The sequence below is a fragment of the Lysobacter silvisoli genome, assembly GCF_003382365.1.
Classification (GTDB): Bacteria; Pseudomonadota; Gammaproteobacteria; order Xanthomonadales; family Xanthomonadaceae; genus Lysobacter; species Lysobacter silvisoli.
In genome coordinates, this window is record NZ_QTSU01000002.1 from 842522 (window position 1) to 864571 (window position 22050).

The following is a 22050-nucleotide window of genomic DNA, read 5'->3' on the forward strand; positions in this document are numbered from 1 at the left end:
CGGCGGCGGCTTTTACCTCCCCCTTTGCTGAGGGGGATTGAGGGGGATTTGCTCTTTGCCGCTGGCGCGGCGCATCACGCCGCTCAACCCGCCAAAGGAAACTCCAGGCGCAGCGCCGTCCCCGACTCGCCCGACTCGATCCGCAGTTCGCCGCCCAAGCGCTGCGCGCGCGAACGCATGCTGGCCAGGCCCGCGCCGCCGTCGGCCTTCGCGGCCGCGCCGATGCCGTGGCCATCGTCGTCGATGCTCAGCTGCAGATGCCCGCCCGCGCGGCGCAGCGCCACGTCCACGCGCCGCGCGCGGCTGTGCTTGTAGACGTTGGTCAGCGCCTCCTGCAGCAGCCGCAGCAAGTCCAAGCTGCGCGCGCTGTCGAGTTCGATGCCATCCAGGTTCTGCAGTTGCCAGCGGCTGTCGATGTCGGCCGTTTCCAGCAGCCGCCCCAGCCGGTGCCGCAGCGGCGCCAGCTGCGCAGACAGGTCGGCGTGTTCGCGCGCGGTGCTGTCGATGACCAGGCGCAGGTCGTCGCGCAGTTCTTTCAGCGTGGCGATCAGCTGCGCCTTGGACGCGTCGGCCGGCGTCGCCTCCAGTTGGGCGATGGCGCCGACCAGGGTGCCGCCGAAACCGTCGTGCAGGTCGCGCACCAGCTGCAGGCGCTCGCCGGCCCGGCTATGCGCGAGCTCCAGCGCGTGCTGGCGCGCCAGCGTCTGCGCCAGTTCCGTGGTGGCGGCGTCCACCTCGCGCTTGAGCTCGAGGTTGAAGCCCTCTACCCGCCGCATCGCCGCGACGAAGCGATAGGACAGTACGAAGCCGATGCCGATCAGGGTCAGCAACGACGTCAGGCTCAACCAGTACGTGGTGCCGCCGATCCAGCCGAAAAACAGGGCGAAGTCGCGGAACGACACCAGTACCGGCAGCAGCAGACAGGCGGCCAGCACCAGCGCATCGGGGCGGCGGCTGCGCCAGGCCTGGACCAGGAACCAGCCGATGGCGACGTAGTAGCACAGCCCGCCGACGGCGAACCACAGATTGCGGTGCGGCCCGGTCCATGCCGGCAGCAGCGCCGCCGACAGCAGGGCCAGCACGCACAACGCCGCCAGCACGCGTTCCAGACGCGGGTAGCTGCGTTCGCAGTAGCGCAGCAGGAACAGCGCGTAACTGGCGCCCGCGCAGACGTAGAAGGCGGCGTTGAACGCCTGCCAGGCATCGGTGCTGGGCAAGGGCCGGATGCCGGTGGCGATGTGGTTGTAGCCGTACAGCGAACCGGCCAGTTCGGTCAGCGCGAACCAGCCGTACACGCTGTCCTTGCGCCGCAGCAGCCACATCAGCAGGAACACGCCGCCCAGCACCACCGCCATGGCCAGGTTGATGAGCTTGATGTCGTAGCGCTGGAAGCGCTCGCTGCGGTAGCGCTGTTGCAGCGCCTGCGGATCGCCCACGCGCACCGGGCCGGCGCCGGGCTGGTAGGCGGTCAGACCGGACACGCGCAGCCACACGGTGTTCTCGCCCGCGCGCAGCAGCGAAGCCGGCAGCAAGGCGTAATGCGGCGAGTTCCAGGTGCGCGACAGCGGTTCGACCAGGCTGGGGTCGCGCGCGACCGCTTCGCCGTTGACATAGATCGCGCCGCTCAGGCTCATGTAGTCGGCCAGCAACGCGGTCGGTGTCTGCGGGTCCTGCTGTTGCCAATGCAGGCGGTACCAGACCACGCCGTCGTGCTCGGGCCAGCGCTTGTGCCACAGATCCAGCAGTTGCACCGGCACCCAGCCCGCGGCCGGCGGCGCGGCGGCGCTCCAGTCCGAGCGAACGGCTTCGCCGCGATCCAGCACGGTGACGCCGGGTTCAACGGCGGCGTACGCGACGCCGGCGAAGGCGCAGGCCAGCAACGCGGGCAGCCACCACCGCAAGCCGGCGCGCAGCCATCCCGCGCCGGCACGATTCGGCTTCAGCTCAGCAGTCCCAGCGCGCGTGCCTCGAACACCGCGGCGGTGCGCGAGCCCACCGCCAGCTTGCGGTAGATGTTCTTGGTGTGGCATTCGATGGTGAGCTTGGACAGCGCCACCAGATCGGCGATCTCGCGATTGCTGAAGCCCTGCGCGACCAGGGCCAGGATTTCGCGCTCGCGCTCGGACAGCTGCGCCGCCGGTTCGGCCTGAGGCGCCGGCGGCGGCGCGGCCGGCAGCAGCGCCAGGATGCGCCGCGCGATCAGCGGATCGATCGGCGCGCCGCCGCGCTGCAGGCTCTTCAGCGACAGCCGCAGTTCCTCGTCGTCGCGGTCCTTGAGCAGGTAGCCGATCGCGCCGGCGTGCACCGCGGCCAGGATGGTCGCTTCCTCGGCATAGGCCGAGACGATCACTACGGGTTTGTCGGGCCAGCGTTGCGCGATCCAGGCGATCAGGTCCACACCGCTGCCGTCTGGCAGCTGTACGTCGACCAGGGCCAGGGCGCAGTCGTGGCGCTGCAGGTGTTCGCGTGCGGCCGCCAGGTCGGCGACCGCATCGATGCGCGCGTGCTCGCCGGTCAGCTCGCGCATCAGCCGGATCAGGCGCGCACGCGCGCTCGCGTCGTCTTCGACGATCAGCACCGGATTGAGCTCGATCGGCTGCGGCTGCATGCATTCCCCCGCCGCCGCGAACCTGCGGCGACGGCGGCAGTGTAACGCCCGGCCTGCGGCACGGGCACGGCCTGCGCGCGTGCGCCGCCGTATTGCGGCTCGGCCAGGGGCTGTTCGCGGCCTTCGTTGTTCCAGCGCCCTTCCGATCCGTCATTCCGGCGTAAGCCGGAACCCATTTCGATCTTGCTTGTAGCGCTTTCCCGTCTGGGCCAAGAACCAGCAGCAAAATGGGTTCCGGCTTACGCCGGAATGACGGGTTGGGACCGCTGCTGCAGCGCAGCCAGCACTGCGGCGCGCAAGCCCGCCACGTCGCCGGCCGCCACCGGCGTCCAGGGCAGCGAGTCCGGCAAGCCGCAGGCCGGCGTGGCCACCACCGGCATACCCGCGGCGATCGCGCCCAGCAGTGCGCGCGGCTGGTGTTCGACCCAGGCCGGCAACACCACCGCATCGGCTTCCAGCAGCCCTAGCCGATACGACACCACGCGCCGCAGCGTGGCGCGGCCCGCATCCAGCGCGCGCTCGCTGTCGCCCGGCGGCAGCAGGATCTCGACATCTTCCCCGTGCAAGGCCTGCAGCAACTCCAGGATGCCTTTGCGCGCCAAGGGCGAAGCGGGGAAGAACACGCGCGCACGCGCACCTGCGGCGATGCGTTCGGCCGCCGGCACCGCCTCGGGTAGCGCCCACGGCAGGGCCCGAGCGCGCGCGCCGGCCAGGGCCAGCAACTGCGCATGCGGGCTCCACCAGGACTCGGCCGCCTGCAGCGCCTGCCACTCGTCGTCGATCAACGCCGGGTCGGCGCGGAAGTCGCGCAGCGAACGCACCTGCGGATGCCGGCGCACCGCTGCGTCCAGTTCGTCCTGCAGCGCGCGCATCGGCAGCGCGGTCATCAGCACCGCGTAGCGGCGGCCGGCCAGCTCGCCCTCGCGCCACAGGAACGGCAGCAGGCTTTGCGGCAGCACCAGGTCCAGGTCCTGCGGACGCAGCTGCCGGGCCAGGTCGCGTGCGTGCGCGCGCTGCTGCGCCAGGCGCACTTGCGGCAGCGCCTGCCCGCGCCAGCGCCCGTAGCGCCAGGCCAGCGACTGGGTCACGCGCCGCCAAGGCGCCTGCGCGGGGAAGCGCCGGCCGCCCGGGCCGAACACGCGGTCGTCCTCGCTGCGCTGCTCGGCTAATGCAGCGCGAAATTCGGGCCAAGCCTCTTCCATCCACCACAAGCGGCGCAGGCCGCCGCCGCTGGCACCGGTATGGCGATGGCATTCGTGCTGGCCGCAGCTGCCGCAGTCGTTGCCGGGCGTGGGCGGGCGCCGCGGCGCCACCGCCATCGGCCAGGCCTGCGCGGCCGCATCGCGATGGCCGCGGATGCGCAGGCGCAGGCGCTGCGCGTCCATCTCCGCTTCCAGCCGCCACGCGAACGGGGCGCTGAAGCGCAGGTCCAGATAGTTCCAGAACACGGTCGCGTCGCGGTCCTGCTCGGCCAGCGAGCCGGGCAGCACGCGCGAATGCCGGTGCCGCTCCAGCACCGTCAACCCGGCGCGCACCGCGCCGTCGTAGAGCGCGTTGCTGAGCTGGCACAGGCCGCCGCCCACGGCCGGAATCAGGCAGCCTTCGCGCAGTTCGCGGCCCACCGCGTAGCCGCGGCGCCGGGTCGCGCGGCCGACCTGTTTCCAGAAACCGAAGCGGGCGCCCGCCGCCACTTCGATGCCGTCCAGCCGCTTCAAGGCCAGGCGCAGGTTCTGCAGCTTGCCGGCGACCAGCAGCGGGTCGGCCTCGTCGCGCGGCCACAGCGGGCTTTCGAATTCGGCCAGCACCGGTGCATGCGCCAGCGACTGCGCGCGCGCATGCCGACGCGGACGCTGCGCATCGGCCGCGTCGCGCAGCGCGCGCAGCACGCGCAGGCCCCAGGCCTTGCACGCGAACACCCAGGCCTCGCGGCGCGTGGGCAAGGCCGTCGCCACCGTCGCCATCGCCACGCTGTTCATGCCGTCCCCATCCTGGCGTCCCCTTCCCCCGATCGCGCCCGCATCGCGGCCGCGTCACTTGCTCTTGGCTTTGACCTTCGGTTTGGCGCTTTGCTGCGGCCGCTCGCGAATCCACACGATCTGGTTGTCGCGGCGCACGTCGAACAGGCCGGTGGCCTCGATCAGATCGCTGAGCTTGCGGTAGCCGTAGTTGCGCGAATCGAACGAAGCCTGGTTGCCGATCTGATGGCCCACCGCGCCCAGGTGCGACCAGCCGTCGTCGCCGCTGACCGCGTCCACCGCGCGCCGCAGCATGCGCAGCATGCGCTGGTCCTCGCCCAGGTCCTGGGCGCTGCGCGGCGGCGTGCTCGCGCGCTCTTCGGCCGGTACGTCGGCGCCGGCCGGCTGGCCCAGCGCCTCGATGTAGGTGAACTTGGAGCAGGCGTTGACGAAGGGCTCGGGCGTCTTCTGCTCGCCGAAACCGTAGACCTTGACCCCGTCGGTGAGCAGGCGCATCACCAGCGGGGTGAAATCCGCGTCGGAGGACACGATCGCGAAGCCGTCCAGGTTGCGCGCGTACAGCAGGTCCATCGCGTCGATGACCATGGCCATGTCCGAGGCGTTCTTGCCCTTGCTGTAGGCGAACTGCTGGATCGGCCGGATCGCGTACTCGTGCAGCACCGCCTCCCAGCCCTTCAGGCTCTGGCTCTTCCAGTTGCCGTAGGCGCGGCGCACGTTGGCCACGCCGTAGCGTGCCACCTCGGCCAGGATCACCTCGATCTTCGCCGCCGGCGCGTTGTCGGCGTCGATCAGCAGGGCGATGCGCTTTTCTTCTACGGTGGCGGTGGCGGCCATGCGCGCGCTCCCGGGCCGGGCCGGCCCTGTCGCGGCCAGCCTAGCGCAACCGCGCGCGTGGCGCGTGGCAGAAGATAGGCCGGCTTCATCCACCGGCCCGGCGCGATGCGAGACAATGGCGCCGATACCAACGACAGAAGATGAAACCCCCATGACCAGCCAACTCGAACACCTGCGGGCGCTGTCCGCCGTGGTCGCCGACACCGGCGACATCGAGGCGATCGCGCGCTTCCGCCCGCAGGACGCCACCACCAATCCCTCGCTGCTGCTGAAAGCCGCGGCCCTGCCGGCCTACGCGCCCTTGCTGGACGCGGCCGTGGCCCAGGCCCAGGGCGTGAGCGTCCAGGAGCGCGTGACCGACGCCGGCGACCGCCTGGCCGTGGCCATCGGCGGCGAGATCCTCAAGCTCATCCCCGGCCGCGTCTCCACCGAAGTGGACGCGCGCCTGAGCTTCGACACCGAAGCCACCCTGGCCAAGGCGCGCCGCCTGGTGCAGCTGTACGCCGACGCCGGCATCGGCCGCGAGCGCCTGCTGATCAAGATCGCCTCGACCTGGGAAGGCATCCGCGCGGCCGAGCAACTCGAGCGCGAAGGCATCCACTGCAACCTGACCCTGCTGTTCTCCTTCGCCCAGGCCGTGGCCTGCGCCGAGGCCGGCGTGTACCTGATCTCGCCCTTCGTCGGCCGCATCCTGGACTGGCACCTGGCCAACGGCATGAGCGCGCCTGCCGACCCGCAGGACGACCCCGGCGTGCAGTCGGTGCAGAGCATCTGGCGCTACTACAAGACCTGCGGCTACCGGACCGTGGTCATGGGCGCGAGCTTCCGCAACGTCGGCCAGGTGCTGGCGCTGGCCGGCTGCGACCGCCTGACCATCTCGCCGGAACTGCTGGGCGAGCTGGACGCACGCCAGGGCGAGGTGCCGCGCGCGCTGGTCGACGACGGCCTGCGCGTGGAGCCCGGCCCGCGCCTGAGCGAGGCCGAGTTCCGCTGGCTGCACAACCAGGACGCGATGGCCACCGACAAGCTCGCCGACGGCATCCGCCGTTTCGCCGCCGACCAGCACACGCTGGAAGAACGGCTGCGCCAGCGCCTGGAAAGCTGAGGGCGCGCGCATGAATCACGAACCTCCACGAGCGGGCGACGGCAGCCGCGAACCGAACCCGCACATCCCGCACATCGTCATCGTCGGCGGCGGCTTCGGCGGCCTGTGGGCCACGCGCGCGCTGGCCTCGGCCGGCGTGCGCATCACCCTGATCGACCGCCGCAACCACCACCTGTTCCAGCCGCTGCTCTACCAGGTGGCCACCGCCGGCCTGTCGGCGCCGGACATCGCCGCGCCGCTGCGCCACATCCTGCGCAGCCAGCGCAACGTCGAGGTGCGGCTGGGCGAAGTGACCGGCCTGGACCCGGCCGCGCGCGAAGTCCGGCTCGGCGACGGCGAACGCATCGGCTACGACTACCTGCTGCTGGCCAGCGGCGCCAGCCATGCCTACTTCGGCCACGACGACTGGGCCGACGACGCGCCCGGCCTGAAGAACCTGGACGACGCGCTGCACATCCGCCGGCGCCTGCTGCTGGCGTTCGAACGCGCCGAAGCGGCCGACGACGAGGCCGAACGCGCGGCCTGGCTCAGCTTCGCCGTGGTCGGCGGCGGCCCCACCGGCGTCGAACTGGCCGGCACCCTGGCCGAGATCGCGCGCAAGACCCTGCGCCGCGAGTTCCGCCGCATCGACCCGGCACAGGCCAAGGTGCGGCTGATCGAAGCCGGGCCGCGGGTGTTGTCGAGCTTCCCCGAGGAGTTGTCGGAGAAGGCGCGCGCGCAGCTGCAGAAACTGGGCGTGGAAGTGGTCACCGGTACCCCGGTCAGCGCCATCGACGAACGCGGCTACACCTTGGGCGAGGCCTTCGTGCCCGCGCGCACCGTGGTCTGGGCCGCCGGCGTGGCGGCGTCCAAGCTCGGCGCGTTGCTGGACGCCCCGCGCGACCGCGCCGGCCGCATCCAGGTGCAGCCCGACCTCAGCGTGCCGGGCCATCCGCGCATCTTCGTCGCCGGCGACCTGGCCAGCGTGCAGCAGGACGGCAAGCCGGTGCCCGGCGTCGCACCCGCGGCCAAGCAGATGGGCGCGCACGTGGCGCGCGCGATCCGCGCGCGTCTGGCCGGTCAGTCCGCGCCCGCGTTCCGTTACAAGGACTACGGCAACCTGGCCACCATCGGCCGCATGGCCGCGGTGGTGGACGTGCACGGCTTCAAGCTATCGGGCGTGCTGGCCTGGTGGTTCTGGCTGGCCGCGCACGTGTTCTTCCTGATCGGCTTCCGCAACCGGGTGATCGTGCTGGTCAACTGGGCCTGGGCGTACTGGAGCTACCAGCGCCACGCGCGCATCATCCTGGGCGACGACGAATCGCCGCCGTAGCGTTTCAACGCAGCGGCGCGCGCGCGCCGTTCGCGTCCACCCGCCACCAGCGGCCGTCTTCGTACAAGGCGGCCTGCGCCACCGCATCGGGCGCGTGCATGTCCAGATCCAGGGCCAGCACGCGCCCGTTCTGTTGCAGGCGCACGTTGGGCACGATGGTGTGGCCGATGGCGATGCGGCGCACGCCGTAGCGCTGCAGCGCGCGGTCCAGGTGCGCGGACGGATCGGCGTCGCGCGCGTATTTGGGATCGTCGGGCAAAGCCATGCCGCGGTACCAGGTGACGCCGCTGCGGCCGAGCACGGCCGCGGCCGCCTCGGGCATCTCGTCCAGCGGGGTGCCGTAGTGCGGGCGCGCGACCGCGTTGGCGGCGGCCACGTCCAGGTCGCGATCCAGGAACGCCGCACTGATCCCGCCGTGCACCAGCAAGGTGTCGCCGACGCGCGCGATCACCGGCTTGCTGCGCAGCCACGCGCCCAGCACCGAACGTTCGCCGAACAGCGCCTGCTCGCCCAGCGCGGCTTGCGTGGCCACCAGGTGGCGCGGCCAGTACTTCATGCGCCCGGACAGGCCGAGCTGTTCGTGGTTGCCCAGCACGTAATGCACGCGGCCGCCCGCGCGGCGCGCTTCGTCGTCCAGGCGGTAGATCAGCCACAACAGCGGCAGCATGTCGCGGCCGCGGTCGACGAAGTCGCCGACCAGGGCGATGTGGCCGTCGCCGTAGCGCCAGTGCAGCTTTTCGTCGACCACGCCCTGCGCGCGCAGCAGCGCGGTGTAGCGGTCGAACTCGCCCTCCATGTCCGACAGCACCAGCAGCCTGGCCGGCTGCGCGGGAGTGTCGCCGTCCTCGGCCGCCGGCGTGGGCCGCAGCGTCACTTCGAAGCGCGTACGCACCGGATCGCCGACCTCCACCGTCAGCGTGGGCGCGGGCTGCAACGGCAGCCGGCGTTCGTGCACGCGCCATTGCGCGCCGTCGCGCCGGGTCGCGACCACGCGGTAACCGCTGCCGTCGACGAACACGTGCGGACCATCCTGATCGAGCGCCGGGCGCTGCATCCACTGCAGGCGCTGCGCGTCCGCATCCCAGCCCAGGGCCACGTTGCCGCTGCCGTCCTTGAGCTTCCAGCCGCCGAACACCACCAGCCCGGCCACCGTCGCCAGCGCCAGCAACAGCGCACAGGTCAGCCATTTCGCCGCTCGCCGCATCGCAGGTCCTCGCGCGCGCCGATGGCGCGCCTGCGGCCGATGCTAGCAAGCGGCCAAACAAAACGGCCCGGTTTCCCGGGCCGTCGTGCTTAGGCTGCGCGCTCGCGGATCAGGCCGCGAACAGCGCGCGCATCTTCTTCAGCGCGTTGGCCTCGATCTGGCGGATGCGCTCGGCGCTGACGCCGTACTCGTCGGCCAGTTCCTGCAGCGTGACCTTGCTGTCGGCGTCCAGCCAGCGGCGCTTGACGATGTCGCGCGAACGCTGGTCCAGGCCGGCCATGCCTTCGCGCAGCAGGGCGAGCTGATTGTCTTCCTCGTCCTCGCGCTCGTAGCTCTGCGAGGGGTCTTCGTCGTGCGCGCGCAGGTAGGCGGCCGGCGACGGCGGAGCGTGGTCGTCGTCCTCGTCGGCCGGCGCATCGAAACCGATGTCGCGGCCGGACAGGCGCGATTCCATCTCCAGCACTTCGCGCTCGGACACGTTGAGGTCCTGGGCGACCAGGCGCACTTCCTCGGCGTTCATCCAGCCCAGGCGGGTCTTGGACTTGCGCAGATTGAAGAACAGCTTGCGCTGGGCCTTGGTCGTGGCGACCTTCACGATGCGCCAGTTCTTGAGGATGAACTCGTGCATCTCGGCGCGGATCCAGTGCACCGCGAAGGAGACCAGGCGCACGCCCTGTTCCGGGTCGAAGCGCTTGACCGCCTTCATCAGGCCGATATTGCCTTCCTGGATCAGGTCGCCGATCTGCAGGCCATAGCCGTTGTAGCCGCGCGCCACGTGGACCACGAAGCGCAGATGGGAATGGACCAGCTCGCGCGCGGCGTCGAGGTCCTCGCCATCGCGGTAGCGGCGGGCCAGGGCCTGTTCGTCCTCGGCGGTGAGCACCGGAATGCGGTGCACCGCGCCGATGTAGGCGTCCAGCGAACCCAGCGCGCTGGGAACCGGCAGGCTGTTGGAAACGAGGGCGTTGGAAGCGGAGATTTGGCTCATGGGGGTCATCTTAGCAGTCGGGGTCTATGACTGCTAAAGACCCCGGAAGTTCCGCAGTGTTGCACCGGTAGAACGTCCCCCGGGCCGGCGCGGTGCCTGCGCCGCCCCGAGGGGGCACTCAGAATATTCATTGCAGATCAATCGCTTATGACAGCACAGCCGGCGTATGCCGAGGGTGAATCCGGCGCCGGCCTGGCCGCCGCTCCCCGGGCGCTGAGCGCCGGCTGACTGAACCCAGATGGGGCCGGCCCCAGCGGGCCCAAGCCTGACCTTCGGCAGGGGGGACCGCCCTCGATTGGGCGGCCCCGCCCCGGCGGCGGGCCTAAGGCTGGCCGCCCGCTGCGGCCGCGCCGGAGACCTCGCGGATCGCGTCCGCCACGGCCTTCGGGTTTTCGCGGTGGAGGTTGTGCCCGGTGGCGAAGTAGCGGTGCGTGCCGTGAGAGAAGCCGGCGAACAGCGCCGCGTGCTGGGCCTTCCACAACGATTTGCCCTGCGCGGTTTCCTCGAACACGAACGGCTCGTCGGCGACCTGGGTGGCGGTCAGCAAGGCGACCGGCAGGTCGGGCATGGTGCGCGGCGTGGCGGTGTCCGCGCTGTCCAGTTGCTCGATCAGCAGCGTGTAGTCGCCACGCAGGGACGGCGGCAGCATCGACAGCATCGCCTGGTCGTCGGCCTTCACCCGCTCGCGGTCGGCCGCCATGAAGGCATGTCGCTGCTGCAGGGTGGCCGGGTCCACCAGGACCAGGGCCTGTACGCGCTGAGGATGGCGGCGTGCGAACTCGGTGGCCAGCAGGCCGCCGTAGGAGTGGCCCACCAGCACGACCTTGCGGCCCGGTGCCAGCGTGTCGATCACCGCGCCCAAATCCTGCAGGTGCGCTTCGATCGTCTTGGGCTTGCCGTCGCTGCCCGACCGGCCCAGGCCCGCCCGGGCATAGGCGATGCAGCGGCAGTCGGCGCCCAGGTCGGCGATCACGTCCTTCCACACGCCCGCGCCCTGGCCGAAACCGGACTCGAACACCACCACGGTGGCGCCATCGCCCTGTTGCTCGGCCTGCAGGGCATAACCCGCGCGCCGCACTTCGATCCCGCCGGCCTGCGCCAAGGGGGTGGCCAGCACGGCGGCAGCCCCCAGCGCGGCCAGTGCCGCCCAACGCTTGATCATTCGGTACTCCCCTCAGCGCACGCCCGTCCGGGCCGGCGCGACTGTCAGTGGCGTGGGCGGATCAGCGGAAGCGCTGCGCGGTCTGGCTGGGGACGTAGGCCGGGGCCAGACCATAGCCGCTGCTGGAGCCGTAGCCGACGCCGAAGGCGCGTTCGCGCGGCTGCGGGCGGGCCGCCAGGGCGGCGACCTGGTCGCGGTTGCGCGGGCGGGGCAGATGGGTGGAGAACAGGGAGACGAGGACGTTCATGTCGGTGGCCTTGGCGGTGTGATCTGGTGTGTTGGTAAAGTACAACACCAGATCAAACCCTTCCATAGGCCGGAAGTCACCCGCTCGAAAGCCGGGTCGCCGGACAGGAGCCCGGCGCATCGAGCCCCTGCCTGGCGCTCAGCGGCCGAACAGCTTGCGCGCGTTGCCGGAGCGGATCTTGGCCTTCTCTTCGGCGGTCAGGTCGAGCCGCTCCAGCGCGTCCACGGCCCGGCCCAGACCGAGCTGCGGGTAGTCGGAGCCCAGCAGCACCTGGCCGATGCCGACGTTGCGCAGGGTCCAGACGAACTCGGGCTCGATCGGCGAATCCGCCGCCAGCACCGCCGTGGCGGAGATGTCGAAGTAGATGTTGTCGGCGAAGAAATCCTGCGCCGTGCGCGCCAGCGCGAGCATGTTCCAGAAGCGGAAGTTCATGCCGCCGATGTGGGCGAAGATGAACTTGGTCTTCGGCGCCTGAATCGCCAGGTTGAACAAGCGCTCGCTATCGCCGGGCAGGATGTTGGCGTTGTCCATCAGCACGATCAGGCCCAGGGTGCCGGCATGGCGCACCAAGGCGAGCGTGCGCGGATCGGCGGCATCGAACTTCTGCGTGTGCGGATGGATCTTCAGCATCTTCACGCCCTGCCGCGCCACGCGCGTCAGTTCGTCCAGCGCCGCCTGCCCGTCGTAGGGATGCACGGTGGCCACCGGCACCAGCTCCGGGTGCTTGGCCGCGAGCGCGATAACCGAATCGTTGCCGGCGCGGATCTTGTCCAACTCGCCCTGCAAGGCCTGATGCGGGCCGCCGAACCACATCACCGCCGCGCCGGACAGTTCGAGGTCCGACTTGGCCACGTCCGCGCGGTATTCGCGCAGCGAAGCTTCGCCCTCGCGCAAATGGACGTGCACGTCGAAGACCGGCTCCTTCGCGGCAACGGGAGCGGATACGAAAACGCAGAGGAGGCAAGACAGGATCGCGAGGGTGCGCGGCATGGCGGCGAGGGCTCAGGCGGAAAGATCGAAGTCTAAGGCTAGACCGGATATTCCGCCTTTCGCGCATGCGAACCCATGATGTGCCAGGTAAGGCGCCGACCGCACCGCCGCCCATGGACGCCCGACCCGGCATGCGGATCGGGCGTCGCGACAAGCGGACGTCGAATGCATCCCCTCTCCCGCTTGCGGGGTGAGGGGCAGCGCTTGCGAGCCACTGGCTCGCGCTGCACCGAACGCCCGACCGCGGTGCGGTCGGGCCGGGGTGCGGCTAGGGTGAGGGGGTGAGCGCGGCGAATGCTTTTGCCCCTCACGCGAGCGCCCGTCGGTGCGGGCGCGCGCTCGGTCGAGCGCGTGTCAGTCGAGCTTGTATTCGAACTGCAGCGCGAACTCGCGCCCCACCGGGCTGTAGACCTCGTAGAAGTACGGGAAAGAACTGTTGGTCTCGTCGTGCGGGTGCAGGCTGTTGAACAGGTTGTTGACGTAGAACTTCAGCTCGGCCTTGTCGGTGATGCGCTTGCCCACGTTGGCGTTCCACAGGAAATGGACGCCGGTGCGGCCCTGACCGTTGAACTTGGGCAGGCTGCCGTAGCGGGTGGTGAACAGGCTGGCCGACCAGGCGTCGCGGCGCCAATCCAGGCCTGCGGTGACGCGGCTGCGGAAATCCAGGTTGTCTTCGTCGTCGCGCCAATCGCCTTCGATCCGGTCGGTGGCCAGCACCTGGCGTTCGGACTTGAGCGTGTGCGACCAGTTGAGCCGGACGTTGTAGCGCCCGTAACGCTCGGTGCCGATCCGCCAGTTCAATCCGGCGTCGATGCCGGCGACGCGGCGGAAGGACTGATTGATCGGCAGCGAGCGCACCTGGGTCACGCGGCCAATGCTCTGCCCGTCTTCCGGCGTGCGCGTGACCAGCCCGGTGACCAGCTGGCAGTAGGCCGAATCGCCGGCGAAACCGAACGGCTGGCCGCTGAGGGTCTTGCCGGTGCGGCAGCCGGCCTCGTCGGCCAGGATCGAGGTGCTGGAAATGCGTTCCAGCGCGCCGTTGAGTTCGATATTCCAGTAGTCGGCGTTGACCGACAGGCCCTCGGCGATGTCCCAGACCAGGCCCGCGCTCCAGGACTTGCCGGTTTCCTCTTCCAGGTTGGGATCGCCCTCGGTGACGGTGAACATGGTGTAGCCGTAACCCGAGCAGCCCGGATTGGCGCCGGCGGCGATGCAGCGCCAGGTATCCGTGGCCGAGCCGAAGCTGCCGCTGCCTTCGCTGAACACCCAGTGCAGGTCGGGCGCCTTGAAGCTGGTGGCGTAGCTGCCGCGGATCAGCAGCGAATCGGTCGGACGCCATTCCAGGCCGGCGTTCCAGGTTTTCGCGTCATCCACCGCGGTGATGTCGTCGTACTTGTCGAAGCGCCCGGCCAGGCTGGCCTTCAAGGTCTGGGTGATCGGAAGGCTGAACTCGATGCCGGCCGCATAGCGGTCGCGCTCGCCGCCGCCATTGGTGCCGGTGAGGTTGTACAGCTGGACCACGCCCGGCTGCACGCGCGGATCGCTGTCCAGCCGGTAACCCTGGCGGCTGGCCTCCAGGATCGCCGCCATGCCCAGCGGCCCGGCCGGCAGCTCGAACAGGTCGCCGCTGAGCACGAAGCTGCCGGTGCTCACCCAGGACTCGGCTTGGTACTTGGCCAGGGTCGAGATCGACGCGTACTCGGCCGGCGTGAGCGGGCGCAGCCAGCGCTCCAGGTTCAAGCGGTGGATCGGCGTGCCGTTGGGCCGCGTGCCCAACTGCGGGCCGAAGAAGAACTCGTTGACCTTGTTGCCGACCATGCGGCGGCGGGTGCGCTCAAAATCGTATTCGGCGCGGCTGAGCGTGGCGTCCCAATCGAAGCGATCTCCCAACTGCCCGCGCAGGCCGACGGCCAGGTCGAAGGAGCGCTCCTTGTAGTGCTGGTTCATGTCCTCCACGCCGCCCAGATCCACCGGCGTGAGCAGGCGGGTCGGCGCGATGACGGCGTTGAATTGCGGGTCGAAGAAATCGCCGCGGCGGCCGACGCCGTCGGTGTGCGGACCGGTGATGCTTTCGAAGCCGCCCAGCGACTCGGCCTTGGCGTCCCACACCTGCACCGAGGCCCAGCCCTCCAGGCGTTCGGAAAAGTCGTAGTTGCCGAAGACGTAGGCGGCGGCCTCGTTCTTGCCCTTGCTCAGGTGCACGTAACGCGGGTCGTTCCAGCTGCCGCAGGCGTTGCCCAGGGCCTGCACGTTGCCGCCGCTGATGCGGCGGTAGGTCCAGTCGGTGAACTCGCCGCCCCAGCGCGCGCAGGTGCCGGCCGGCAGCGCGATCAGCGGATTGCTGCTGCTGGTGCCGCCGCGGCGGATGCGCAACGCCGCGGTCGGCTCCACGCCCAGGCGCCGGTCGGCGGCCGGGTTTTTGCGCAGGTCCCAGCCGTCGCGCTGGAAGCCGTACAGCAGTTCCTGGTTGTAGTACTGCAGGGCGTAGGTCAGGCTCCAGTGCTCGCCGATCCGGCCGCCGGTCCATTGCGCGTCGACGCGGTCGCGCCCGCCCATGCCGCTGGTGCCGGCGCGCAGCTTGAAGGTATCGCCCTGGTAGTCGCGCTTGAGCACCACGTTGACCACGCCCGACACCGCATCGGCGCCGTAGATGGCCGAGGCGCCGCCGGCCAACACCTCGATGCGCTCCACCGCGCCGGAGGGGATGTTGCCGAAGTTCTGGAAGTTGCTGCGGCCCTCGTACGGAAAGGGATAGTCCGCGGCGCGGCGGCCATTGATCAGCAGCAGCGAGCGGCCGGGGCCCAGGCCGCGCAGGTTGAGCGGATGGGCGTTAGCGGAGAAGCCGCCGGACAGTTCGGTCTCGACCGCGCCGCTGGCCATGACCAGCGATTCCAGCGCCTCGAACACGGTGGCGTGGCCCTCGTTTTCGATCTGCTCGGCGGAGATGATCGTGACCGGCGACGGGCCTTCGATCTCGGCGCGCTTGATCCGCGAGCCGGTGACTTCCACCGTCGCGATCTCGGTGGTTTCCAGCGGCTCCTCGGCGGCCGCGGGTTTGGCCACGGGCTTCGCCGCCGGACGCGGCGCCGGACGCGCGGCCGGCTCGGCGGCGCGGACCACGGTGATCACGCCGGCGCGCGTGCTGCGATGGGTCAGGCCGCTGCCCACCAGCACCTTGTCCAGCGCCTGGTTCACCGTGTACTTGCCCGCCAGCTGCGGCGCCGTGCGTCCGCGCACCAGGTCCGGCGGCACCAGGATCTGCACGCCGGCCGCTTCGGCCAAGCGGTTGAGCGCGTCGCCCAAGGGCTGGCTGGGCAGCGCGAACTGATGCGCCGCCGCCTGCTGGGCCGTCGCCAGCGGCGCGGCACCCAACAGCGACAGGCCCAGGGCGGTCGCCAGGGCGGCGGCCATGGGATGGCGGCGGCGGCGAACCGTCGTCGTGGTGTTCTTCATCGAATCGTCCCCTCGTGCGTTCGGAATACTGCGGTAAACCACACAGAACTGCCCCCTATTGCAGGCAGACGCAGCGATCGCGGCGGTCCTCACTTCGCCGATGCAGGCGCTTTCCCGCGCCTGGAGCGGGTTCGCGGCGGCCGGTAGACGCAGGCGAACGGCGGTTCCTCAGCGCCGGCCGGATCGGTTGCGCCGCGCCAGCGGCGCGCTTAAGTTCTGCGGCGGATCGCACCCTCCGGACAGCCAGCCGCGTGAGCGACACGACACCCGCCAGCGACCACGACGACAGCACCGGCGCCGACCTGCGCTGGGACCGCGTGCACGTGCAGCGCCTGCGCCCGGCGTTGCTGCGCTATTTCCGCCGTCACCTGGCGCAGCAGGCCGAGGACGCCGAGGACCTGGCCCAGGAGACCCTGGTCCGGCTGGCGCGCGCGCAGGTGCAGCCGGACAACGCCGAAGCCTATGCGCTGCGGATCGCGTCCAACCTGCTGCGCGACCGCTACCGCCGCGACCGCAGCCACCACGCCGAGCGCCACGAGCCGCTGGATGCGGGCCTGGACGAACTGCCCAGTGAGGAACCCGGCAGCGATCACGTCTACGCAAGCAAGGAGCGGCTGGAACGCCTGCTTTCGGCCCTGGACGAGCTGTCGCCCCGGTGCCGGCAGGTGTTCCTGCTGCAGCGCTACGAAGGCATGACCTACACCGCCATCGCACGGCAGTTGCAGGTCAGCGTGAGCGCAGTGGAGAAACACATGATGCGCGCCCTGCTGCACCTGCAGGCGCGATTGGCGGAGCCATGAACAAACCTGACCTCAGCCTCGTCCACGACGGGGACCGCATCGACCAGCAGGCCGCGTTCTGGTTCGCGCGCCTGCGCGCGGACGACGTCAGCCAGAGCGACCGCGAGGCCTGGCAGCGCTGGCTGGAGCAGGCGCGCGCGCACCGCGAGGCGTATGCGCGGGTCGAGGCGCTGTGGTCGGCGCTGGGCGAGTTCGCCACGGCACCGGGTATAGGCGAGCGCCTGGGCGCCTCGCTGGCGCCGGCACCGGCCGCCTTGCCGACACCGGCGATCTCGCGCCGGCACGAACCGCCGCGGCGTCGGCGCTGGCCCGCCGCGCTCGCCGTCAGCGTGGCGCTGATCGCGGCCGGCGCCTACTTCGCCCTGCGCTCGAGCGCTCCGGCCGAAGCGGACTACCGCACCGAGACCGGCGAACGCCGCTCCCTGCAACTGGAGGACGGCACCCGCGTGGACCTGGACGCGGGCACGCGCCTGCACGTGCGCTACGACCGCCGCGGCCGCAGCGTGCGCCTGGAACAGGGGCGCGCGTTCTTCCAGGTGGCCAAGGACACGGCACGTCCGTTCGAGGTCAGCACCGACGCCGGCAGCGTGCGCGCACTGGGCACCCAATTCGAAGTCGCGCGCCTGGCCGGCGCGTCCGACGTCGCCCTGTACGAGGGCAGCGTGGAACTGCGCGCGCGTGCGCAGGCCCCGCAACCCTTCGGCCGCTTGGGCGTGCTGGTGCCGGGCCAGCGTGCGCGCCTGTCCAACGACGCGATGCAGGTCGCCGACAGCGGCGTGGCCGCCGGCTCGCGCCCGGGCTGGATGTCGGGCCGGCTGGTGTTCAACGAAACCCCGCTGGCCGAGGCGGTGGCCGAGTTCAACCGCTACAACCGCACCGGCGTGGTGCTCGCCGATCCGGCGCTGAACGCGCAACGCATCAGCGGCGTGTTCCGCGGCGACGATGCGGAGGGCTTCGTCCAGGCGGTGAGCGAGGTCTACGGCATCCCCGAGCACCATGCCGCCGACGGCACGCACGTATTGGGGACCGCGCCATGAACCTGCGCAGCGCCCTGTCGATCCTGGCGCTCGGCGCCGGCCTGCTGCTGGGCGCGGCTGCGTCCGCCGCTGAGCCGGCCGAGCAACCCGTCGCGCCGTTCGACGACGGCCCCTACGTATTCGAACAGCCCTCGCGCCGCTACCGGGCCTGGTGGATCTGCCAGGGCGAAGTCGTACGGCAGGAACAACGCGCCCGCCGCAAGGGCACCATCATCGAATCGCGCTGCGGCTATCCGCATGCGCTGCGTATACCCGGTGCGGAAGCCGATCGACCCGTGGCTTACAGCGGCGGACGCATCGTCGCGCTGTCGGATATCCACGGTCAGTACCAGGTGATGCGGCGGCTGTTGCGCGCGCACGGCGTGATCGACGGCAACGACCACTGGGCGCTGGGCCGCGACCATCTGGTCGTCACCGGCGACGTATTCGATCGCGGCCCCCAGGTCACCGAGACTTTCTGGCTGCTGTTCCAACTGCAGCACGAAGCGCAGGCGGCCGGCGGCGCGGTGCACTTCCTGCTGGGCAATCACGAAACCATGGTGCTGTACGGCGACCTGCGCTACGTCAATCCCAAATACCTGGAGAGCGCGCGCCTGCTCGGCCGCCCCTACCCCGCGCTGTACGGCGCCGACAGCGTCATCGGCGCCTGGCTGCGTACCCGGCCGGTGATGCTGCGGCTAGGCGACACCCTGTTCCTGCACGGCGGCATCGCACCGGAAAACCTGGACCTGGTGAGCGCCATGGACGCCACCAACGCCGCCTACCGCGCTTCGCTGGGCCGGCCCAAGGACGCGGTGCGCGCCGACCCCGCCACCGCCCGTCTCTACGACGGCAAGCGCAGCCCGATCTGGTACCGCGGTTACTTCAATGGCGACCTGTCCACCGCTGACGTGCAGGCGCTGCTGCAACGCTCGGGCCTGGCCCGCATCGTCGTGGGCCATACCACCATGGGCGAGGTCGCCAGCTTCCATGGCGGCCGCATCGTCGCCATCGACAGCGGCATCAAGCGCGGCGAATCCGGGCAGCTGTTGTTCATCGAGGACGGCAAGCTGAGCCGCGGGCTGATGGACGGACGCCGCGAAGCGCTGCCCGAATTGCAGTCGGTGCCCGAAGACAAGGACTGATGCACCGGCGGCCGACCGCTACGCTTCGCGTTCGCTGGGCCAGTCGTGGTGCAAGTAGGCGATGAAGTCGTGGTTGCTGTCGTACACGTCGAACTGATGCCTGATTCCGGCCAGGGCCAGAACGGACGAGACGGATTTCGCCTCTCGCAGGAGAGGCTCCGCGGAGCCGGCATCGGCCTCGACCATCGATGCGTCGCCGCAATCGCCACAGCAGTACCGAAAGATGAAGCGGGTCTCGCCTTCGACGCGCACCGAGTACTCGTCTTCGGAAACCCGCAGTCCACCCGCTCGCAGATGCCGAACCAAATCGGCCTTGGATGGCCAAGGCGAGCACTCGCCGGAAAGGGTTACGAAGAAATCCGTCATGAGCGCTGCAGCCACGACCGCATCGATGCGCCGGCGTTCAGCTGATCCATAGCATTTGCTCTTGGACAATCGACCAGCCCGCGCCGGAACGGGACAGCAGATAGACCATCCCCTTGCCGCACAAGCCCCCGCAAGAGTGCGCGACGTAGATCAATGCCTGCTGGCGGTCTTTCGTCAGTACCGGCCGGCCGATCCGGACGATCCCGCTGGCACCCGGATACTTGCGGTAGAAATCGTCCCACCAGCCACCGGCGAAGGCGCGCTCGATGTTGGCTTCGCTCTCCACCTGGGTTCCACGGATACCCGCCAGCAGGAGCGGGTGCGGCTCCCGGTTGGCCAGCAGGAGTTCTTCGCGGAGCTTGCGCGGCATGGACGCATCCAGCTCGGCGGCAAGCAGGGAATCGGCCATCGCGGAGAGGCAGGAAGTTTTCGCCTCGGCCTCGCCTTGCGGCGCGAAGCACTGCGACCGATCGGTCAAGATGAGAATGCGCGCGGGCTCGGCTTGAGGCGGCTGCCCCGCTTTGGGCGGAGCCGGCACTCGGCCACCGGCCGGCTTCTGCGCGAGCACGCTGCCCAAGATCGCCCGCGTCTCCTCCGCGGAGGCGACCACCGGGCTCGGCGCGTCCGCACCGCCCCGCAACGCCGACCCGGCCCTATCGATGGCCACCGGGGCGACTGCGGCCATAAGCGCCAGCACCACGCCGCTCACCGACAGCATTGCGACTCTCGACCAGCGCATACCACCACCTTCCCTGGACACAACGGGCCTGGGACTCAGCATGTCATGTCCACGCCGCGATACCACGGCGTGATGCCCCAGACTGCATCGCCGGCCTACCGGCTCGGCGCGTCACAATCGCCAAGGCAACGCGTTCCACACCCACAGCGCCACGGCCGCCAGAACGAACGCCACCGCCGCCAGCGTATGTCGCAGCTTGCGCCAACGCCCGAAGTCCGGCGCCCGCCCAGCCGGCCACAGCAGCACCACGCTGATCAAGGTCAGCAGCAGCGGCAGCAACGCCGCCCATAGCGCGGCGCGCAGCAAAGGCGTGGGATAGGTATAGACCGCGTCGTTGCCGGCGGACGCGATCTGGGCGAAGGCGACGCCGAACATCACGGCGAACAGCAGCCAGGCGGCGGCGGTCCACACCAGCAGGCGCGCGCTGCGGTGGGCGGCTTGCGCGCGCAGGCTGTCGCCGCGGGCGCGGCCGCGGCGCAGCCAGGCGCCGGTCAGAACTCCCAGCGCGGTGAGCACGGCGAGGGCGAGCAGGACGTAGAAGGCATTGGCGCTGTCCAACGCGCCGGCGCGGTCGTAGACGTCGTGGCCGTAAGGAGAGACGAAGCCGGTCAACGCACCGTCGCGCCGCAGGAAGGCCAGGCGGCCCGGGCCTTCCACGGCGCGGAACACGTCGGGCTTTTCCAGCACCCAGCGCGTGGTCTCGCCGCCGGCGGTCAGGCTGAGGTAGCCGTCGTCGGTGACCGCCACTTGCGCGTTGCTGGCGGTGAGCAGTTTTTCGAAGTCGCGGTAGTTGCGGCGCTCGCCCAGGTATTGGCCGGCGTAGGGCTGCAGCGCCTGTGCGCTGTCCTTGGCCGGCCGCGGCAGCGGCGCGGGGCGCGCGCGTTCGAAGTAGCGCTGCAGCAGCAAACCCGGCAGTTCCGCGGCCAGGCGCGCGCCGGTGTCGGTGTTGGTGGACACGAACACGCCGAAGCCCAGCTCGGGCACCGCGACCAGGTTGGAATGGAAGTACAAGGTGGCGCCGCCGTGCTCCAGGCTGCGCACCTGGCCGTAGTCGCGGCGGAAGAAGCCGTAGGCCAGGCCGGTGGCGTCGGGCGCGGTGCGGAACAGCGGCGCGGCCTCGAGCCGGGCGAAGGCGGCGGCCGGCACGATGCGGCGGCCGTCGAGTTCGCCGCGCCCCAGCAGCATGCGCAGGTAGCGCGCCATGTCCGCCGCGTCGCTGGACACCGAACCGGCGGGCCCGACTTGGGCGATGTATTCGAAGTCCTGGCGCGCATAGCCGCCCTGGCTGCGCTGGTGCCCGTCCGACCACAAGCCCTTGAATGAGGCGCCGACGTTGCGCGGGTCCTGCGCGCCCAGCGGTTCGCGGAAGGTGGTGCGCCGCATGCCCATGGGCGCGAACAGGTCGCGCTCGATCAGCGCAACGAAGGGCACGCCGGCCACGCGCTCCAATACCGCGCCCAGCAGCACCACGCTGTAGTTGGAATAGACCGCGTGGGTGCCGGGCGCGCGCACGCGCTGCGGGCGGTGCCGGACCAGGTAGTCGCGCACGCTGAGCGCGGCCTTGGGATCGCGCGCGAACAGGTGGCCGAAGGCGGAGTCCTCGTAGCCGGCGGTGTGGGTGAGCAGGTGGCGCAGCAACACCGGCGGGTAGCCGTCGTCGGGCAGCTTGAGCTCGGCCGGCAGATAGTCGTTGACCGGCGCATCGAGCTGGAGGCGGCCGGCGTCGATGAGCTTGAGCGCTTCCAGGTAGGTGAACGTCTTGGACACCGAACCGATGCGGAACAAGGTGGCGTCGGGCGCGACCGCACGCGGTGGCGACTGCCGGGCCAGGCCGTAGCCCTTGAGCAGCAGCGGCCCCTGCGCGTCGACCACGGCCACGGTGACGCCGGCGATGCCGTAGCGGCGGCGGTAGGCATCGACCACGCCATCGACATAGGCGCTCACGTCTTGCGGGTCCAGGCGGGCGTCGGATCCCGTGGGCGCGGCCTGCGCCGGTGGCCGCGGTTGCGCCTGGGCGCCGCCACACAGGGCCAGGGCGGCGGACAGCAGCACGCACCAAAGGCGGCGAGAAGACGACGGCATGCGCGGCTCCGAAGGCCGGCCGG

At 70.5% G+C, this 22050-nt stretch carries 18 protein-coding genes; 5 read left to right on the forward strand and 13 right to left on the reverse strand.

Features of this window, described 5'->3' with window-relative positions; all coding sequences use genetic code 11:
- Positions 1-83: 83 nt before the first annotated feature.
- From DX914_RS14990 to DX914_RS15005, 4 genes are all read right to left on the reverse strand, one after another.
- Positions 84-1901: a sensor histidine kinase gene (locus DX914_RS14990; RefSeq protein WP_158549338.1), complete on the reverse strand. Its 1818-nt coding sequence runs from the start codon at positions 1899-1901 to the stop codon at positions 84-86.
- 38 nt (positions 1902-1939) lie between these two features.
- Entirely contained in the window at positions 1940-2608 is a 669-nt protein-coding gene (locus DX914_RS14995; protein ID WP_115860076.1) for a response regulator transcription factor, read from the reverse strand.
- A gap of 239 nt (positions 2609-2847) precedes the next feature.
- Positions 2848-4584: a VanW family protein gene (locus DX914_RS15000; protein ID WP_115860078.1), complete on the reverse strand. Its 1737-nt coding sequence runs from the start codon at positions 4582-4584 to the stop codon at positions 2848-2850.
- A 54-nt stretch (positions 4585-4638) separates the two neighbouring features.
- A complete protein-coding gene (locus tag DX914_RS15005) occupies positions 4639-5418 on the reverse strand; it encodes an NYN domain-containing protein (RefSeq protein WP_115860080.1) in 780 nt (259 codons plus the stop codon).
- Between the two features lie 151 nt (positions 5419-5569).
- Here DX914_RS15005 and tal point away from each other — a divergent pair, with 151 nt between their 5' ends.
- On the forward strand, positions 5570-6523 hold the full coding sequence (tal, locus tag DX914_RS15010) for a transaldolase (protein ID WP_115860082.1): 954 nt from the start codon (positions 5570-5572) through the stop codon (positions 6521-6523).
- 10 nt (positions 6524-6533) lie between these two features.
- A complete protein-coding gene (locus tag DX914_RS15015) occupies positions 6534-7835 on the forward strand; it encodes an NAD(P)/FAD-dependent oxidoreductase (protein ID WP_115860084.1) in 1302 nt (433 codons plus the stop codon).
- Positions 7836-7839: 4 nt separating this feature from the next.
- Here the strand turns inward: DX914_RS15015 and DX914_RS15020 are convergent, their stop codons facing one another.
- The 6 genes from DX914_RS15020 to DX914_RS15045 all read right to left on the reverse strand — a co-directional run bounded on the left by DX914_RS15020 (position 7840) and on the right by DX914_RS15045 (position 15879).
- A complete protein-coding gene (locus DX914_RS15020) occupies positions 7840-9039 on the reverse strand; it encodes a metallophosphoesterase (RefSeq protein WP_115860086.1) in 1200 nt (399 codons plus the stop codon).
- Between the two features lie 109 nt (positions 9040-9148).
- Entirely contained in the window at positions 9149-10027 is an 879-nt protein-coding gene (gene rpoH, locus DX914_RS15025) for an RNA polymerase sigma factor RpoH (RefSeq protein WP_115860088.1), read from the reverse strand.
- 322 nt (positions 10028-10349) lie between these two features.
- Entirely contained in the window at positions 10350-11189 is an 840-nt protein-coding gene (locus DX914_RS15030) for an alpha/beta fold hydrolase (protein ID WP_115860090.1), read from the reverse strand.
- A gap of 61 nt (positions 11190-11250) precedes the next feature.
- Positions 11251-11436 (reverse strand): hypothetical protein, encoded by a 186-nt coding sequence (locus tag DX914_RS15035; protein WP_147300693.1) that lies wholly within the window; start codon positions 11434-11436, stop codon positions 11251-11253.
- Positions 11437-11574: 138 nt separating this feature from the next.
- Positions 11575-12342, reverse strand: a complete 768-nt coding sequence (locus tag DX914_RS15040) for an amidohydrolase family protein (RefSeq protein WP_196778921.1) — start codon at positions 12340-12342, stop codon at positions 11575-11577.
- 438 nt (positions 12343-12780) lie between these two features.
- Positions 12781-15879, reverse strand: a complete 3099-nt coding sequence (locus DX914_RS15045) for a TonB-dependent receptor (RefSeq protein ID WP_115860096.1) — start codon at positions 15877-15879, stop codon at positions 12781-12783.
- A gap of 251 nt (positions 15880-16130) precedes the next feature.
- Here DX914_RS15045 and DX914_RS15050 point away from each other — a divergent pair, with 251 nt between their 5' ends.
- Genes DX914_RS15050 through DX914_RS15060 form a run of 3 tightly spaced genes read left to right on the forward strand, consistent with a single transcriptional unit; the run spans position 16131 to position 18840 of the window.
- A complete protein-coding gene (locus tag DX914_RS15050) occupies positions 16131-16679 on the forward strand; it encodes an RNA polymerase sigma factor (RefSeq protein WP_158549340.1) in 549 nt (182 codons plus the stop codon).
- Positions 16676-17716 carry a FecR family protein gene (locus DX914_RS15055; RefSeq protein ID WP_115860100.1) on the forward strand — a complete coding sequence of 347 codons (1041 nt, stop codon included), beginning with the start codon at positions 16676-16678 and terminating at the stop codon, positions 17714-17716. The genes DX914_RS15050 and DX914_RS15055 overlap by 4 nt, the downstream gene beginning before the upstream one ends.
- Positions 17713-18840 (forward strand): metallophosphoesterase, encoded by a 1128-nt coding sequence (locus DX914_RS15060; protein WP_115860102.1) that lies wholly within the window; start codon positions 17713-17715, stop codon positions 18838-18840. Before DX914_RS15055 ends, DX914_RS15060 begins: the two co-directional genes overlap by 4 nt.
- Before the next feature lie 18 nt (positions 18841-18858).
- Here DX914_RS15060 and DX914_RS15065 read toward each other — a convergent pair whose 3' ends face one another.
- The 3 genes from DX914_RS15065 to DX914_RS15075 all read right to left on the reverse strand — a co-directional run bounded on the left by DX914_RS15065 (position 18859) and on the right by DX914_RS15075 (position 22027).
- A complete protein-coding gene (locus DX914_RS15065) occupies positions 18859-19206 on the reverse strand; it encodes a hypothetical protein (RefSeq protein WP_115860104.1) in 348 nt (115 codons plus the stop codon).
- Between the two features lie 37 nt (positions 19207-19243).
- Positions 19244-19924 (reverse strand): hypothetical protein, encoded by a 681-nt coding sequence (locus DX914_RS15070; protein ID WP_115860106.1) that lies wholly within the window; start codon positions 19922-19924, stop codon positions 19244-19246.
- Between the two features lie 132 nt (positions 19925-20056).
- Entirely contained in the window at positions 20057-22027 is a 1971-nt protein-coding gene (locus DX914_RS15075) for a serine hydrolase domain-containing protein (RefSeq protein WP_115860108.1), read from the reverse strand.
- Between the last annotated feature and the right edge of the window lie 23 nt (positions 22028-22050).